Below are 14,918 nucleotides of genomic sequence, written 5' to 3'. Positions count from 1 at the left end.
CTGGGCCGTGGGGCTACTCAGCCCTGGGCACGACGCCGGTACACCAGTACCGCACCCGATGCTGCAGCTACCGCCGCTGTACTCATCAGAACCCACGCGGTGGGCCCAAAACCACCGTTCGAGTTGGCCAAACCGGTCCGCACCAGAATCGGCTTCTGCTCAGTGGGGCCTTGCTCCGGGTGGGAAGCCACCGGCGGATGCGAATCCGTGGGCTCAGGGGAGTGAGATGGCGACGCAGAGGGAGCTGTGTGGCTTGGCGTAGCGGAAGGCTCCTGCGACGGCGATTCCTCCGGAGTAGGGGACACCGATGGCTCAGTGGAGGTGGTGGGAGTTGGAGTCACCGATGGCTCAGGTGTTGCACTCGGTTCCGGTGTGGTCGATGGTTCCGCAGTCACAGTAGGCTCCGGGCTGGGCTCAGCGGTTGGTTCTGTTGAGGGAGTCTCGCTGGGCTCAGGAGTGGGTTCGGGGGTCGGTTCCGGAGTTGGCTCTGATGTCGGTTCGGGAGTTGGTTCGGGAGTCGGCTCCGGCGTTGGTTCGGGCGTTGGCTCCGGGCTGGGCGCGGGTGGCGGCGGGTTGCCGCCGCCGGTGCCGTCCGCACCGTAAAGCACGGAGACCCCAGAGCCGTCCGACGATCCCTGATCTGCTGTGACACTCCATCCGTTGCGTAGCAGACCGTCGGTATCGGGGGTGATCCCCGCGGCAACGTCAACGTCCCCAAGGACCAAGACCAACTGGCCGGCAGCAATATCACCCGCGGAAACGGTCCAACCGGAATCATCACAGGTGAGCACCTGAATCTCGCGGGGTTCCCAGGAGGTGGGATAGGCGCCGTCGATGGATTCACCCACCAGTCCCCGCAAGGTTCCGCAGTCGATCTGGTGGCCTACCGGGGTGTCCGTGACCGTCACGTTGGTCAGCGGGCCGGGCACCTGAACACTCCAGGAATTGGTCCCGGATTGATTGACCCAGCCAAACTTGGAGGGCCGGGTGATGTCTCCGATGCCGGAGGGCTCACCCGGCGTGATGGTTGTGGTGGACTCACCCCACGCGATCACAATGGGCTGTCCCGGTACAGCAGTCTCATTGACGGTGGCGTTGAACCGTAGCTGGCCCTGGAGGTCCATGGGATGTTGAGCTACATAATCGGAGAGCGTCACCGCCACGCTGCCGTCTTGAACCTGTGCTGTGGCCACCACGGCCCCGGTGTCACTGAGGACATCAAACTCCGTCTGCATGGGTGATAGTTCCGGTGGCAGTGCCAGGGAGAAGGTGTCCCCGGGCTGGGAATGATCGGGTACGGACCACTGCGCCACCAGAGTCAGCGAATCGCCAACTCTGATGTTCCCCTGGGTCTCCACGGAGGTTACGGCATCCGGAATCTCAGCCGCCCAGGCCGGACCTGCGAAAACCAGAGGTGATGCCGCCAAAGCCAGGACAGAAACCAGTCCCGTAGCGCGCACTCGGCGTTTTTGGTGCATGGAAAAGGGCATTGCGTTGCTCCTTGCGTCGCGTCGGCGTGCTCCCGATCCCCTGAGAGCAACAACCGGTGACATGACAACATATCTGCAAAGGGGTCAGATATGTGTTTGGAGCCTAACAGTAAAACGATTCGGTTTGGCTATTGTTTCGGCGAAGCAGTGACCACGTGGTTTTTGTCAAAAACCAGGTTTCCTTGACTGTCCACGGTGGCTTCACAGGTGATGAGAATTAGTTGGCGAGGTCCAGAGGTTTCGGTCAATGTAAATAAATGTGAAAGTTCTGTTTGGGGGACGCCTTCGCTGCGGGTTACGGTCCATTCTTGAACGGAACCGAAATCATCACTGGTCAGTACGGTCATGCCTGGCGTGGTGTTGTAGAGGTTGGACATGGGCGCCCACGAACCGTCCGCCCAGTTGACGTGCCCGGCCACCACTGTTGTCCCGGACTGCGCAGATACTGGCGACGACGACGTCAACCACCCCGCCTGGAAGGACACGGGTAGGTCCATTTCCAGAGAGTTGCCATCCAGGTTGACCAGGTCGCGCGGTACGACCGGGATGATCAAGTTTGCTTGTGGAACTGCCAATTCTGATCTGTTCATGGTGGCCCAGTCATGCTCCGGGGGGCCCTGGCCGCCGCCCGGTGAAATTCCGCTGAGATCCACACCCTCCATACCGTTGTTTGGGAGGCCGTCTGCATTGGCGCTGTAATCCGGGGCGGGGGTTCCCGTGGCGGTGATGTGCTCCGCCGCGGGGGCGGTGGCGGAGCCGGGAGATGTTGCCATGTCTGCTGGACCCAGTGGACGATCTTCAATGCCAATACTTTGGAGGACATTTGATTGTCCGTCCGCCATGTAGTCGATGGTCAAAATTCCGACAATAGTCAGTGAGGTCACAAAAATAACCAGCAGGACACGCTGTCCTCTGGGAGTCTTGCTGCGTGATGCAGTGGCTTTTCTGTGGGCCATTCAGTGTTTCCTCACTGCTGAACTGGTGACTGAGGAATTGTTGTCTGGGATTGTCTGTGGCGAGTAGTTGTCACGGCGATCATACGTTCCTGGCGTTGTTCGGCAGAATTGATGCTGTGCGCATCACCACTTTTGATGCAAGAGAATGATGCCCGCGGCGATCATCATGCAATGGTATGTAGGTACGTCACGGGCTTTTTCAGTCCCAGTGCACGTGTTGCAGATCTACACCGTTGCGGTGTGCGTGAGCCTCCACGGCGCGATTGAGCCACAGCGCCAGGCCGGGTGCAAGGGCGTCATAGTGTTGCCGGTACGCGGGTTCGGCCACATACATCCGGGACAGCAGCACGTGGCGCTCATGGGAACACGTGAAGTACTGCTGGATGGAAGCACGGTGACGTTCCACCAGATTGCCCCACTGCGGGTCCGTTGGGCCCGTGGCGTGGCGTGCAGCCGCGGCAAGTTCACGCTCCAACTGCTGCACCGTGTCAGCAATGCTTGCCCAGTCTGCTTCAGTCCGTGTGGAGCTGCGTTCGGAGTATTCCTGCCATGCGCTCGTGGTGCCCCAGCGGTCCTGAGCTGCCTCCACCCATTCCGGGTCCCAGCCCGTTCCAAAGATTTCCAGCTGTTGCTGCGGTGTCAGCAAGATTCCGTGTTCTTGCGTGTGCAGCATTCGGTCAATGCTGTCCAGCCGCTGAGTCATGACCTCAATGTGTTCTTGCACTTTCTGGCGTTGAGCACGGAGAGCATCGGTTGTTGCCATGCCAGGTTGCTCCAGAACTTCCGCGATCTGCTCCAGGTCCATCCCTAAATCCCGATAAATCACCACCCTCTGAAGACGCCCAATGTCCTGTGCGGAGTACAACCGATAGCCCGTGGTGGACCGCTGCGATGGACTGGCCAATCCCAGCTGATCCCAGTGATGCAGAGTCCGCACCGTCAGACCCAGTGCGCTTGCCACGGCGCCCACCGTGAGTCCGGTGGGTGTCTCCCAGGCGTTGGTTCGGAGGTGGTTGTTGATCTGATCGGAGCTTGTCATAGCGGCCAGGCTTTCTGCTCCACAGCATTGGCGGCAGTCATCACAACCAGTGTGCCCTCCGGTGTGGTGATCTCCAGCTCCGTGGAATTCCAGGGTCGCTCCAACGGACCGGAGGAAGCTCCTGGGAGCAGAGTCTGGCAATCGCTGTGAAGGGACTCGATTTGTGAGCGCACACACGCAAAGCTCACCGAAAGTTTGGCTGCGCGCGAGTCCGCCTCCCCGGGTACCAGCAGAACGTCCTGAAACGCCCACCGGCGCAAGTGGATGAGCTGTTGGGGCAGACAGAACAGATTGACAAAGCCCAAACCTCGGGTCCAGAAATCCGCTGACCGGTCCAGGTCCGGTGTGGGAACAGTAACGAACATCGGCATCCCGTAAATACCCCGGAAAACTTCCGGGGGCTGTGCATCTGGGCCGGGAACTGGAACGGGACTGTGCTCAAAAGCGTCATAAAAGGTGCTCATACACGCAGCGTGATGCCTCACGCTGCGTCAGGGTCAAGGGGCGAGCACGGCGTGGGCTGGGCGTCAATTGGTGGCCCTTCACTCAGTGGCCCATGATGGAGCCATGAACAGTACGGGGCAGGAGGTCAGGCGAGGAATCAGCCTGTCCCTGGCGGCTGGGTTGGGGTTGTTTCCGCTAGGGCTGGCATTCGGGCTCTTGGTGCAACAGGCCGGTCTTCCGTGGTGGGTGGCTCCGGCCATGTCCATCGCTGGATTTGCGGGTTCCCTGGAGCTGCTGATGGTGGGGTTGATATCGACCGGAACACCACTGGCCACCATTGCGCTGACCACATTTCTGGTGAACTTTCGGCACGTCTTTTACGCTTTTTCCTTTCCCTTGCGCGTGGTGCGGCACCCGTTGGCACGGTTCTATTCGGTGTACGCCATGATTGATGAGGCCTACGCCGTAACAGCGGCAAACCCAGGTTCCTGGACAGGACCTCGACTGCTTGCCATGCAAATTTCCTTCCAGCTCTACTGGATCACGGGTGGTCTACTGGGCGTTGCCGCAGGGTCCCTCCTTCCGGCGCCCATCCAAGGGCTGGAGTTCGCACTCTGCGCGCTGTTCATCACCTTGACCTTGGACGCCCTGCGCTCACGTGAACACGTACCGTCCCTGATCTTGGCGGGATTGAGTTTTACGGTGGCCTACTTGGTGGTTCCTGAATCGGCGCTGTTCGTGGCATTGCTGATCTTTGTACTCCTGCTGGTCTTGCGGTTTGTCATTGCGGTGCGCCGTGGACGGTTCGGTAACGGCGGTCCAGGCAGCAAGACACACTCGGGTCCGGGCCAGGAGCCAGACCGAGGTTCGGAACAGAACTCAGAGCCTGGCTTTGGGCGACGTGGACCCGAGCCCTCACCGGGGGTGAACTGACTGTGACGCAGACCGATACATCCACGGGCTACATCCTGGCCGTTATGGCCATCATGTTTGCCGTTACGTTCTGCCTGCGTGCCTTGCCATTCGCGCTGTTGAAGCCACTCCGTGAATCCAGATTTGTTCTCACGCTGGCGGTGTGGATGCCCGTGGGGGTGTTGGCAGTGCTGGCGGCTGCAACGTTTGCGGAGTCCGCTCACGGTGGGCAACTGGGTAAGGCGGTGGTGGCAGCTCTGGTGACGCTGGTGGTCCATCTCAGTTGCGGACGGCGGACCTTGCTCAGTGTTGGACTGGGCACCCTGACGTATGTGGTGCTGGTCAATTTCTGGTGAATGACCCTGAATACCGGACGGTAATCTCTGGCATTTCATGTCAAAGCACTATCAATCCGGTAACAGGGGTTGCCCCAAAGCTGAGCGTGCGGGTTTCATGAGCTGGACATTGTGGATACCCACCAAGGGGGATCGGTCATGATCGCTGTGGCAATCCGACACGTTGCCTTTGAGGATCTGGGCAGCTTGGAAACTGTCCTAGGCAAGCGCGGGTACGCAGTGCGGTATCTGGATGCCGGGGTGGACCCGTTGGAGCCGCACACTGTGATGGACGCCGATCTTCTGGTGGTCTTGGGTGGGCCAGTGGGGGCCTATGACATGGATTCCTACCCGTTCCTGGTGCAGGAACGGTCCGTTCTGGCGGCGCGGCTCAGCGCCAATCGCCCCACGCTGGGTATTTGCCTGGGGGCTCAATTGATGGCGCATGCGCTGGGCGCTGAGGTCACTGCTGCACCTCACCAGGAAATTGGTTACGCTCCCGTTGACCTCACCGAAGAGGGCTCTGAATCGGTGTTGGCGCAGTTGCAGGAGACACCTGTGTTGCATTGGCACGGGGACCAATTCGAGATTCCTTTAGGCGCCACCCGACTGGCAGAAACTCGCGGCTTTCCCAACCAGGCTTTTCAGCTGGGCCCCAATGTGCTGGGGCTGCAATTTCATCTGGAAGCCGATTACCGACGCATTGAACAGTGGCTCATTGGGCATGCGGTGGAACTGTCAGGCGCCGGGGTGCCGCCTGAAGTGATCAGGTATGAGGCAGCTCATCACGGCCCTGCCTTGGAGCGGGCCATGCAAGCCACGGTCAATGCCTGGTTGGACGGCTTACAGAGGTGACAACGTGCCAGGTGTGAGTTTGCTCGGCTACCCGGTCGGAGCCACACCGGTGCGCGATGATCGCTGGGGTACGGCCGCAGAGAGCGGAACGTTCGGGATGGATGTGGGCGTCAATCGCGTTGTCCTCTCAAAAGACAAGCACCGGGGTACGGTGGCCGAGTGAACTTTGCCACCGTACCCGTGTTGGAACATCCTGCAGTTCGCCTGGAACCGCTGAGCCATACCCACCATGATGACTTGGTGGCCGCCGCGGAAGTGGATGAGCTCTACCGCACCTGGTACACCGCTGTGCCGGGGCGTAAAACCATGGAAGCCGAAATCGACCGGAGGCTCCAACTGCACAGTGAAGGCAGGATGGCGCCGTGGGCGATTGTTCATCCGCGCAGTGGCAAAGCCATGGGGATGACCACCTACTGCAATCTGGAGCCGGAGCATCGCAGGCTGGAGATCGGCTACACCTGGCTGGCGCGCTACGCCCAAGGAGCCGGGGTCAACCCGGCCATGAAGTTGCTTCTGCTGCAGCGCGCCTTTGAAGACCTGGACTGTCTCTGCGTTCAGTTCCGCACTGATTGGCACAACCATCAATCCCGCGCCGCGATTGCCCGGCTGGGCGCAAAGCAGGACGGAGTACTGCGTAACGACCGCATCCGGCCCGATGGCACGATGCGCGACACCGTGGTGTTTTCCATTTTGAACACCGAGTGGCCGTCTGTTCGCCACGGTTTGGAAGGCCGCTTGGCTACCTGATTTGAGTGCAACACCTGCACACGATTGCATCCACCCCCCACAAGGAGGAACAGCATGACCACTCACGACGACGACCTCACCATCAATCCGTTATTTGCCCGCCCCGGAGAAACCACCCAGCTGCCAAAATTCAAAATTCCAGACTCCGCCATGTTGCCGGAAACTGCCTATCAGGTCATCCACGACGAGGCCATGCTGGATGGTAATGCCCGGTTGAATCTGGCCACCTTTGTGGGAACGTGGATGGATCCGGAAGCACAAAAGTTGTACGGCGAAACCTACGACAAAAACATGATTGACAAGGATGAATATCCCGCCACGGCCGAAATCGAGGAAAGGTGCTGGCGGATTTTGGCCGATCTGTGGAATGCTCCAGCGCCGCAGCGAGCCATTGGCACCTCCACCATCGGGTCCTCTGAAGCGTGCATGTTGGGTGGCCTGGCCATGAAGCGCCGTTGGCAAAACGCGCGCCGGGCGGCGGGTCAGTCCACGCAGCAGCCCAACATTGTCATGAGTTCCGCTGTTCAAGTGTGTTGGGAGAAGTTTGCAAACTACTGGGATGTTGAGCCGCGTTACGTCCCCGTGAGTGCCGAACACATGAGTCTGGACGGGCATGACCTGGAATCCTACGTTGATGAGAACACCATTGGCGTAGTGGCCATCATGGGAGTGACCTACACCGGGATGTATGAGCCCGTGGATCAGATTGCTGCCGCGCTGGACCGGATTCAAGAGACCAAGGGGTGGGACATCCCCATCCATGTGGATGCTGCCTCCGGTGGTTTTGTGGCACCGTTCCTGCAGCCGGAGGTGAAATGGGATTTTCGTTTGAAGCGAGTGGTCTCCATCAACACCAGCGGGCACAAGTACGGACTGGTTTTTCCTGGTGTGGGCTGGGTTGTGTGGCGTGACTCGGACCAACTGCCAGAGGACCTGGTGTTCAAGGTTTCCTACTTGGGTGGTGAAATGCCCACGTTTGCTTTGAATTTCTCCAGGCCCGGCGCGCAGGTGCTTTTGCAGTATTACAACTTTCTGAGGTTGGGTAGGGCTGGCTTCACTGAGGTTCAGGAGAGCAGTCAAAAGGTTGCCCTCTATCTGTCCGGGGAAATAGCCAGCATGGACGCCTTTCAGCTGGTGAGCGATGGTTCAGACATCCCCGTATTCGCGTGGAGTTTGAAGGATGGGTACACCAAGAACTGGGACCTCTATGATCTCTCCGACCAACTGCGCCAGCACGGATGGCTGGTGCCTGCCTACCCCATGCCGGATGACCTCACTGATCTCACAGTCCAGCGCGTGGTGGTGCGCAACGGGCTCTCCATGGACTTGGCGCAAAAGCTCATGGACACCATTCGCAACTGCGTGAAATTTTTGGATGAATTGCCCGGACCTCTCCCGCGGTCGCAGGCCAGCACTCACGCCTTCCACCACTGAGCATCAGACACCAGGTGGGGGAGGGCGCCGTCGTCATACTTTGACACCTGTCCCCGCTAGTGGCCTCGGTTGCCAGTCAATCCCGGGGTGGGGCTGTCATACGCGCAGTATGTGTGCTCGGATGGGTTCGGAACCATCGGTGTGGGCAATTCGGGCCAGCGGTGCCACCGTAAAAAACGCCATCAGAACCTTTGACCATCCGCGACGCATCAGTGGAGCACTCGTGACGCATCAGTATTTGGAACCGGCCGTTACCCTCACTACGTTTGTCAGCGAGTATCCGGGTGGGGTGTTGGCATCCCACCCCGTGGAAGGAGAATATCCGGAGGCTGCCTGGGTCAATTTGGCCGTGACGGGCTCTGGAACCGTGGTTTTCGGAACCGATCGACGCTCCCGCAAGGCCTTGAACATCGGTTCCCGTCCGGAAGTCTCCCTGGTGGTGGTCTCCGGCGCCGGGCAGGAAATTCAAGTGGAAGCTGTGGCGCATGTGCTCGGTGGTGATGCCGCTGAACACGCCGCAGACGTTCTTGCCGTGGCCCATCCGGAAGGTGGTGGAGAGCCGGATTACCTGTGTGTGGTGGGGCTGCAACCGCGCTGGATGCGGTGGGTTGATGTCAGCGTGACCCCGCCCGTCATGGAGGAACACACCTTGTGAAGGGGGTTGTAACAGGTTCGCGCAGCGGCGCTCCTGGCCTGTGATGGTGACAGTGCGGGCAAGGAGTGGTGACAGCCAGGGTAGGGGACAGGCGCTGATTCCAGCGTTGCACTTGAGAAACATCAAGAAACCGGCCCCGGGCGAGCCGCAGGCATGGCACGATTTTCCGGTGACCTCAGATCGCACACCTCATTCCCAGCCGGACCCCGGTGACTCCACGGGGGAGCCGTCCACGGGGCCGAACACCGCGCAGATTCAAACCGTCTCCGCGTTGTTTCCCGGTAAAGCCTTCATCTCCACCGTATTGGAGGCTTTGGACACCAAAAACCGGATGACCGGCAGCCTGGTGCAGCGCTACCTCATGCGCGCGGGGATGGCCGGAATGATTGTGGCCATTTTCTACGTGACCAACTTTGGCCTGATCGCCATTTTTGACGGCATCAATGTGGGGGATGAGACCCTGATCGGCATTGGCCGCGCACTGGGCGGCATTGCCTTTGGGTGGGCACTGGTGTTCATCTATTACACCAAGTCAGAGCTGTTGACCTCCAATATGATGGTGGTCTCCATCGGCGGGTACTACCGAAAAATCAGTGCCTGGCGCGGACTGAAAATCCTGAGCCTGTGCCTGCTCGGCAACTTCCTGGGTGGGCTGCTCATTGCCTTGCTCTACACCATGTCCACCATTCCCCAAGGCATGGCCGGGGAGGCCATGTTGGCGGCGGTGGAGCACAAGCTGGCCTATGTGACCGGAGGGTGGGAAGGCTACGGGGATCTGTTTGTCCGTGCCATCCTGTGCAACTTCATGATCAATTTGGCCATGCTGCTCATTTACAACGGCTACATCAAGGACGACATCACCAAGGCACTGGCCATGATTGCCGCCGTGTTCGTCTTTGCCTTCATGGGGTTGGAGCACTCCGTGGCCAACACCGTGCTCTTCACGGTGGTGGGACTCAACCACGGGATTGATGTACTGGCGGCCCTGGCCAATGTGGGAGTGGCCCTGGTCGGCAACTTTGTGGGTGGTGGTCTCATGATTGGGCTGTACTACGCCTACGTCAACGATGACAGCCACTACCGGCCACCGCGCGACCTTGCATCCTGAAAACGGGCCAGATCAGCGCCCCACCATGCCCATGTGGGCGGCGTTGTACCGATCCCCTTGGACGCCAATGCGCGCCGCCAAGTGATTGAGATCTGCCAGTTCATCGGCGCTGAGGGCCACCCCTGTGCTGGCGGCATTCTCCCGAATCCTGGTCATGCTGCGGGTGCCTGGAATGGGCACAATCCAGGGTTGTTGGGCCAGCAGCCATGCCAGAGCCACCTGTCCGGCGGTCACCGCCTTGGCCTGTGCCATTGCCTTGACGTGGTCCACGAGGGCCTGGTTGGCAGCGCGATTGGTCGCCTCAAACCGGGGAATGGTGGCACGGATGTCCCCGTCGGCAAAGATTGAGCTGGTGACCTGACCGGTCAAAAAGCCCTTGCCCAAGGGGGAGAACGGAACAAAGCCGATCCCCAGTTCAGCGCAAATCGGCAGAATCTCCGGCTCCGGATCTCTGGTCCACAGGGAGTATTCACTTTGCACGGCCGTCACCGGGCATACGGCGTGGGCAGCCCGCAAAGATTCGGCACCGGGTTCGGACAGACCAAAATGCAGCACTTTGCCTTCGGCGATCAGTTCGGACACGGCACCGGCAACTTCTTCCATGGGGACCTCCGGGTCCACACGGTGCTGGTAGAACAGGTCGATCCGATCCGTCCGTAACCGGCGTAAGGAAGCCTCGACCACCGTGCGGATCTGCTCGGGGCGGCTGTTCAACCCGGTGACCTGTCCATCTGTGATGTTCCACCCGAATTTGGTGGCCAGCACCACCTGATCCCGCAGCGGCTCCAGAGCCTCGCCCACCAGCTCTTCGTTGTGGTACGGGCCGTAGACCTCGGCGGTGTCAAAAAACGTCACCTCGGCCTCCACTGCCCCGCGCAGAACCACGATCATCTCAGAGCGGTCACCCGGGTTGGGTCCGTAGGACTGGGACATGCCCATACAGCCCATTCCCAGCGCTGAAACTTCCAGTCCCTGTCCCAGAGTTCGTACGTGCATGGACGTTTCCCTTCTGATCGGATCCTCTGACCCACCAGCGTTGTGGCAACAACGACGACGCTCACCCGCCCGCCGTCGTCGTTGTGGTCAAGGACTGTGCTCTGCAGTTCTCAGGTGACAGGTTCAGCCGGCGGGGCGCTGCCTGGACCCATTGGCCAGGGTAAGGCCCCGGAAACGGTTGATGACAGCTTGAAGTTCTTGTTGCCGCGGGGCGGCCAGGTAACCGGGGTGACCATCGCGCGGGCTCAGCGCATCCAGTCCGCGGTCACGAATGGTGGCCATGACTTCCTGGGCCGCGCGTTGCAAGGCAATGTTCTCCTGCTTGCCAGCGGCCATGTCATCCAGCGCTTGGGCAATCGCGGCGGTTTGCCCCGCATCCACCAGTTGCGCCAGCGCGTTGAGGTCAATCAACTCCTTGCCCACTTGAATCTCGGTGCGGCCACGGGCCCGGTTGGGCTTGGACTTGGAGGGTGGGTTCAAGCTGCCAGTGTGGATGATGCGCGGTGTCCTGGCGCGAAACGGCGATACCTCTCGGGGGCTGAGCTCTGCGCTGTCTGCTTCATCACCCCAGGGGGTTTCCGTGGCAATCTGGCGCGCCTGAGCGGTGACGTTCTTGGGCTGGTATGACTCCATGGCAATCACGTGATCCGCCACGTCAAAAAAGGCTCCCGACCCACCAGCCACCAGGACCGTGGACACCCCGGTGTTCTCCAGCATGGGCTTGACCCGCTCCACAAAGGGAGTGATGGGTTCCTTGTGCGCTGGGATCAAGCGCTTCATGCGGTCATCGCGGATCATGAAGTTGGTGGCGGAGGTGTCCTCGTCAATCAACACGGTGGAGGTGCCAGATTCCAGGGCTTCCACCAGGTTGGCGGCTTGTGAGGTGGAGCCGCTGGCGTTCGTCGTCGTGAATTCGCGGGTGTCCACGCCCGTGGGGAGGCCCGTGATGAAAGGAGAAATGTCCACGCCAGTCACCGAACGGCCGTCTTCGGCGCGGATGGAGACCGCATCCGGGCGGGAGATCACCCATTCGCGGCCATCCCCGGCCACATGCGGGTACACGCCGCTGCTCAGGGCCGCCAGGAGAGTGGATTTACCGTGGTAGCCGCCACCAACGATCACCGTGATGCCCTCCGGGATGCCCATGCCGTGCACAGTGTTTCCGCTGGGCAGGGTGAAGTCCACGGCCAAGGATTCCGGGGAGGCGAACGGTACGGCGCCGCGTTGCAACGGCAGTTGGGAGTCGCCGGAGCGTCTGGGCAGCACGGCGCCGTCACCCACAAAGGCCACCAGTCCGCGGGCCGGAAGCTGCTGGGCCAGCCACAGTTGATCTTCGTAGAGGCGGACGTGGGCGGCCAGGGCGTCGTCGTCACGGTTTTCGGGGGCCAAGGCGGCCACCACCTGCGGTAACGACTCCGTGAGGATGCGCGACGCGGCGCGTCCTTTGATCCGGCGCCCGGCCGCGGGCAGGGCCACCTCCAGGCGCACCTCAACACGGTGGTCCGTGATCACCACGGAGCTGCGTTCCAGCACTTCCTGGCCGTGGGTGTAGGACTTCAGCGCGTGGGCGTCTCCGCTGGAAGAGGCGTTGCCCCATCGGCCGCGATGTTGCGGGCGGGAGGCGGAATCATTGGGGGAGTCGCGCGGTTGGTGGCCGGACACGGCGTCGTTGAAGCGCCGCGCCAAGTAGTCTGCTGCGGCAATCCGCTGATCGCGGGTGCGGGTCCAGCCGGTGGGTAACTGGATCTGCTCCGGGGTCAGCAGAACGCGGATCTTGGAGGGCGGGGCGTAAGGGTCAACCTGCGTGTGGTCCACGCTGAGGGTGAATCCGCCCATGTCATAGCTACCTTTGAGGCGCTTGTAGCTGCCGTATCCCTGGCCGTCCAGGTCTCGGAGAGTCTGCTGTAGTGCCGTGAGGTCGCGCATCCTCCCACCCTAATACTCCGCCGAAAACATGCTTTGGCGGGAAATGTGGTGCGTAGATTGGGTCAAACCATGTTTTCGGCGCAGTTGTAAAAGGGGTGGGAGGCGACCATGAGTTCCACATTGCCGCAGGTGGTTGTCACGGGTTCCACGGGTGCATTGGGCGGACAGGTGGCCAGCGCCCTGGCCGACGCGGGTATTGCCCAGCGCCTGATCGTGCGATCACTGGCGCGCGCACCGCAACTGCACGGCGCCGTGGCCCGGCAAGCGGATTACAGCGATCGCGGCGCTGCGCTCGGCGCGTTGGAAGGGGTCAGCACGCTGTTCATGGTCTCCGGGCGGGAGAGTCCCACCCGCCGTCGGGACCACGCCACTTTCATTCGCGCGGCCGCGGACGCGGGAGTGCAGCACGTGGTTTACACATCGTTCTTTGCAGCGGCCCCGGATGCTGTGTTCACACATGCGCGTGACCACGACGAAGCCGAGCACCTGATCAAGGAATCCGGCATGTCCTGGACTTTCCTGCGGGACAACTTTTACATGGACGTTCTCCCGGATTTCATCGGGGACGACGGCGTCCTCCGCGGCCCCGCAGGCGATGGCCGGTGTTCGTTTGTGGCCCGGGAGGACGTGGCGCGCGTGGCGGCTACCGTTGTGATGGCACCGTCCGAGCATGCCGGGCAGACCTATGAACTGACGGGACCGCAAGCCCTGAGCCTGGAAGAGGCCGCGGCGACCATGACGCGTGTGCTGGGCCGGTCGATCACCTACCACGCGGAGACCGTTGCGGAAGCCTATGCCTCCCGCCGCGCGTGGCCTACTGAACAGTGGGAATACGATGCCTGGGTTTCCACCTACACAGCCATTGCCTCCGGTGATCTTTCCCGCGTGAGTGACGACGTCGAACGGGTCACCGGCCGTGCCCCCGCCACCTTTGACTCCTACCTCCTCCAACTCCGCCGAGATCATGGTTTGACCTAATTTTTCAGCGATTTTTCCCGCCAAACCATGATCTCGGCGGAGTTGGAGGAGGTTAGGCCAGGGCGGCCTTCAGCCAGCGCAGGAGTGCTGCAAACCGTTGGGGATCGCGCAAGTCCTCCAGCACCACCACCCGGATCTTCCAACCGTCGTCGGCCAGCTGGTTGAGGCGGTCCATCTCGTCCCCGTACACATCCCGATCCTGGGCATGGACTGCACCGTTGTACTCCAGACCAACTTTCACATCTGCCCAGGCCAGATCAATGAAAACCCGGCCCCCGCGGGTCAATCGCACGGACACGTTGGCCTGCGCCGGGGGTATTCCGTGGTGCAACAACGCCAACCGCAACACCGTTTCCATGGGCGACCACACCCCGGGTTCGCTGCGCTCCAGAGCCCGGCGTACGACGGCGATCCCGCGGGTCCCCGCCGGCAGCCGAGTCAGCAGCCGCGCCAGTTCCTCCTGGGAGCAAGGTTCCCCCGGATTGGCGTAGTTCAACCCCGTGGACAGCACATGATCCAGGGCGGCCACGCACCGCCACCCGGCCAAAAGCGCTTGGAGGGAGAGAACGGTCTCCAACGCGTGCGTCAGCTGGCATCCCCACGGACCCGTGGAGAGCGGGAAACCAAAGCTCTTGTGCATGGCAAAGCTGCGCGTCACCTGATTGCGTCGCGCACCGCGGTAAGCCAGATGCGGCACGTCATCAGGAAACTTAGACGGCGGGTACTCACCCAGCAGCTCATCCACCCACCGCATGCCCGCGGACAGCGGAATGCCCCAGATCTGTGCCGCAGAGATGTGAGCGACGGCCACATCGGGCCCAAGGGTTGGTTGCATCAGGGCTGCGCGTTGCCAAGCGGGCAGGGGAGCGACGTCGTCGTGGGTCGGGGTGAGTGGATCGTGAACCCAGTGCCCGTGGGCAAGTTGCTGCATGGTGGGATCTGCATCCAGCTGGTAAGGGCTGCGGTCCCAGTTCCGGGTGCGGTGGGCTTCCGGTCGAGGTCGGTCCAGGAGCGGGTGAGAGGTCTTCATGGCCTGACGTTAA

16 protein-coding genes are annotated in these 14,918 nt (G+C 61.2%); 9 read left to right on the top strand and 7 right to left on the bottom strand.

Annotated elements, in window-relative coordinates:
• Nucleotides 1-17 precede the first annotated feature (17 nt).
• The 4 genes from Q4G32_RS06995 to Q4G32_RS06980 form a co-directional block, all read right to left on the bottom strand.
• Nucleotides 18-1,490 carry an Ig-like domain-containing protein gene (locus tag Q4G32_RS06995; protein WP_303350283.1) on the bottom strand — a complete coding sequence of 491 codons (1,473 nt, stop codon included), beginning with the start codon at nt 1,488-1,490 and terminating at the stop codon, nt 18-20.
• A gap of 128 nt (nt 1,491-1,618) precedes the next feature.
• Nucleotides 1,619-2,347, bottom strand: a complete 729-nt coding sequence (locus tag Q4G32_RS06990; RefSeq protein ID WP_303350281.1) for a class F sortase — start codon at nt 2,345-2,347, stop codon at nt 1,619-1,621.
• A gap of 298 nt (nt 2,348-2,645) precedes the next feature.
• Nucleotides 2,646-3,485 (bottom strand): MerR family transcriptional regulator, encoded by an 840-nt coding sequence (locus Q4G32_RS06985; protein ID WP_303350279.1) that lies wholly within the window; start codon nt 3,483-3,485, stop codon nt 2,646-2,648.
• Nucleotides 3,482-3,949 carry a VOC family protein gene (locus Q4G32_RS06980; protein ID WP_303350277.1) on the bottom strand — a complete coding sequence of 156 codons (468 nt, stop codon included), beginning with the start codon at nt 3,947-3,949 and terminating at the stop codon, nt 3,482-3,484. Before Q4G32_RS06980 ends, Q4G32_RS06985 begins: the two co-directional genes overlap by 4 nt.
• Nucleotides 3,950-4,052: 103 nt before the next feature.
• Here Q4G32_RS06980 and Q4G32_RS06975 point away from each other — a divergent pair, with 103 nt between their 5' ends.
• From Q4G32_RS06975 to Q4G32_RS06940, 8 genes are all read left to right on the top strand, one after another.
• The gene (locus tag Q4G32_RS06975; RefSeq protein WP_303350275.1) at nt 4,053-4,862 is read left to right on the top strand and encodes an AzlC family ABC transporter permease; all 810 of its coding nucleotides are present in this window, start codon (nt 4,053-4,055) and stop codon (nt 4,860-4,862) included.
• Nucleotides 4,863-4,864: 2 nt separating this feature from the next.
• Nucleotides 4,865-5,197: a branched-chain amino acid transporter permease gene (locus Q4G32_RS06970; protein ID WP_303350274.1), complete on the top strand. Its 333-nt coding sequence runs from the start codon at nt 4,865-4,867 to the stop codon at nt 5,195-5,197.
• Between the two features lie 138 nt (nt 5,198-5,335).
• A complete protein-coding gene (locus tag Q4G32_RS06965; RefSeq protein ID WP_303350272.1) occupies nt 5,336-6,031 on the top strand; it encodes a glutamine amidotransferase in 696 nt (231 codons plus the stop codon).
• Nucleotides 6,032-6,035: 4 nt separating this feature from the next.
• Nucleotides 6,036-6,194, top strand: a complete 159-nt coding sequence (locus Q4G32_RS06960) for a hypothetical protein (RefSeq protein WP_303350270.1) — start codon at nt 6,036-6,038, stop codon at nt 6,192-6,194.
• A complete protein-coding gene (locus Q4G32_RS06955; protein ID WP_303350268.1) occupies nt 6,191-6,778 on the top strand; it encodes a GNAT family N-acetyltransferase in 588 nt (195 codons plus the stop codon). The genes Q4G32_RS06960 and Q4G32_RS06955 overlap by 4 nt, the downstream gene beginning before the upstream one ends.
• 54 nt (nt 6,779-6,832) lie before the next feature.
• Entirely contained in the window at nt 6,833-8,212 is a 1,380-nt protein-coding gene (locus tag Q4G32_RS06950; RefSeq protein ID WP_303350266.1) for a glutamate decarboxylase, read from the top strand.
• A 223-nt stretch (nt 8,213-8,435) separates the two neighbouring features.
• A complete protein-coding gene (locus tag Q4G32_RS06945) occupies nt 8,436-8,867 on the top strand; it encodes a pyridoxamine 5'-phosphate oxidase family protein (RefSeq protein WP_303350264.1) in 432 nt (143 codons plus the stop codon).
• Nucleotides 8,868-9,036: 169 nt separating this feature from the next.
• Nucleotides 9,037-9,975 carry a formate/nitrite transporter family protein gene (locus tag Q4G32_RS06940; protein ID WP_303350262.1) on the top strand — a complete coding sequence of 313 codons (939 nt, stop codon included), beginning with the start codon at nt 9,037-9,039 and terminating at the stop codon, nt 9,973-9,975.
• 12 nt (nt 9,976-9,987) lie between these two features.
• On the opposite strand, the gene Q4G32_RS06935 is transcribed toward Q4G32_RS06940, so the two are convergent.
• Both Q4G32_RS06935 and Q4G32_RS06930 read right to left on the bottom strand, forming a co-directional pair.
• Nucleotides 9,988-10,971 carry an aldo/keto reductase gene (locus Q4G32_RS06935; RefSeq protein ID WP_303350261.1) on the bottom strand — a complete coding sequence of 328 codons (984 nt, stop codon included), beginning with the start codon at nt 10,969-10,971 and terminating at the stop codon, nt 9,988-9,990.
• Between the two features lie 123 nt (nt 10,972-11,094).
• Nucleotides 11,095-12,897: an ABC-ATPase domain-containing protein gene (locus tag Q4G32_RS06930; RefSeq protein WP_303350260.1), complete on the bottom strand. Its 1,803-nt coding sequence runs from the start codon at nt 12,895-12,897 to the stop codon at nt 11,095-11,097.
• Nucleotides 12,898-13,005: 108 nt separating this feature from the next.
• Between Q4G32_RS06930 and Q4G32_RS06925 the strand changes: the two genes are divergently transcribed.
• Nucleotides 13,006-13,875 carry an SDR family oxidoreductase gene (locus tag Q4G32_RS06925; RefSeq protein ID WP_303350258.1) on the top strand — a complete coding sequence of 290 codons (870 nt, stop codon included), beginning with the start codon at nt 13,006-13,008 and terminating at the stop codon, nt 13,873-13,875.
• Nucleotides 13,876-13,927: 52 nt separating this feature from the next.
• Here the strand turns inward: Q4G32_RS06925 and Q4G32_RS06920 are convergent, their stop codons facing one another.
• Nucleotides 13,928-14,905, bottom strand: a complete 978-nt coding sequence (locus Q4G32_RS06920; protein ID WP_303350256.1) for a hypothetical protein — start codon at nt 14,903-14,905, stop codon at nt 13,928-13,930.
• Between the last annotated feature and the right edge of the window lie 13 nt (nt 14,906-14,918).

Source organism: Kocuria sp., assembly GCF_030538595.1.
Taxonomy (GTDB): domain Bacteria; phylum Actinomycetota; class Actinomycetes; order Actinomycetales; family Micrococcaceae; genus Kocuria.
The sequence above is the reverse complement of the archived record's forward strand: the minus strand, read 5'-3'. Positions and strand labels throughout refer to the sequence as shown.

What these genes read in the sequence shown, in the direction of transcription:
- Q4G32_RS06980 (WP_303350277.1), bottom strand. Translation starts at nt 3,949, where the DNA reads ATGAGCACCTTTTATGACGCTTTTGAGCACAGTCCCGTTCCAGTTCCC.
- Q4G32_RS06925 (WP_303350258.1), top strand. Translation starts at nt 13,006, where the DNA reads ATGAGTTCCACATTGCCGCAGGTGGTTGTCACGGGTTCCACGGGTGCA.
- Q4G32_RS06935 (WP_303350261.1), bottom strand. Translation starts at nt 10,971, where the DNA reads ATGCACGTACGAACTCTGGGACAGGGACTGGAAGTTTCAGCGCTGGGA.
- Q4G32_RS06965 (WP_303350272.1), top strand. Translation starts at nt 5,336, where the DNA reads ATGATCGCTGTGGCAATCCGACACGTTGCCTTTGAGGATCTGGGCAGC.
- Q4G32_RS06985 (WP_303350279.1), bottom strand. Translation starts at nt 3,485, where the DNA reads ATGACAAGCTCCGATCAGATCAACAACCACCTCCGAACCAACGCCTGG.
- Q4G32_RS06950 (WP_303350266.1), top strand. Translation starts at nt 6,833, where the DNA reads ATGACCACTCACGACGACGACCTCACCATCAATCCGTTATTTGCCCGC.
- Q4G32_RS06930 (WP_303350260.1), bottom strand. Translation starts at nt 12,897, where the DNA reads ATGCGCGACCTCACGGCACTACAGCAGACTCTCCGAGACCTGGACGGC.
- Q4G32_RS06995 (WP_303350283.1), bottom strand. Translation starts at nt 1,490, where the DNA reads ATGCCCTTTTCCATGCACCAAAAACGCCGAGTGCGCGCTACGGGACTG.
- Q4G32_RS06920 (WP_303350256.1), bottom strand. Translation starts at nt 14,905, where the DNA reads ATGAAGACCTCTCACCCGCTCCTGGACCGACCTCGACCGGAAGCCCAC.
- Q4G32_RS06975 (WP_303350275.1), top strand. Translation starts at nt 4,053, where the DNA reads ATGAACAGTACGGGGCAGGAGGTCAGGCGAGGAATCAGCCTGTCCCTG.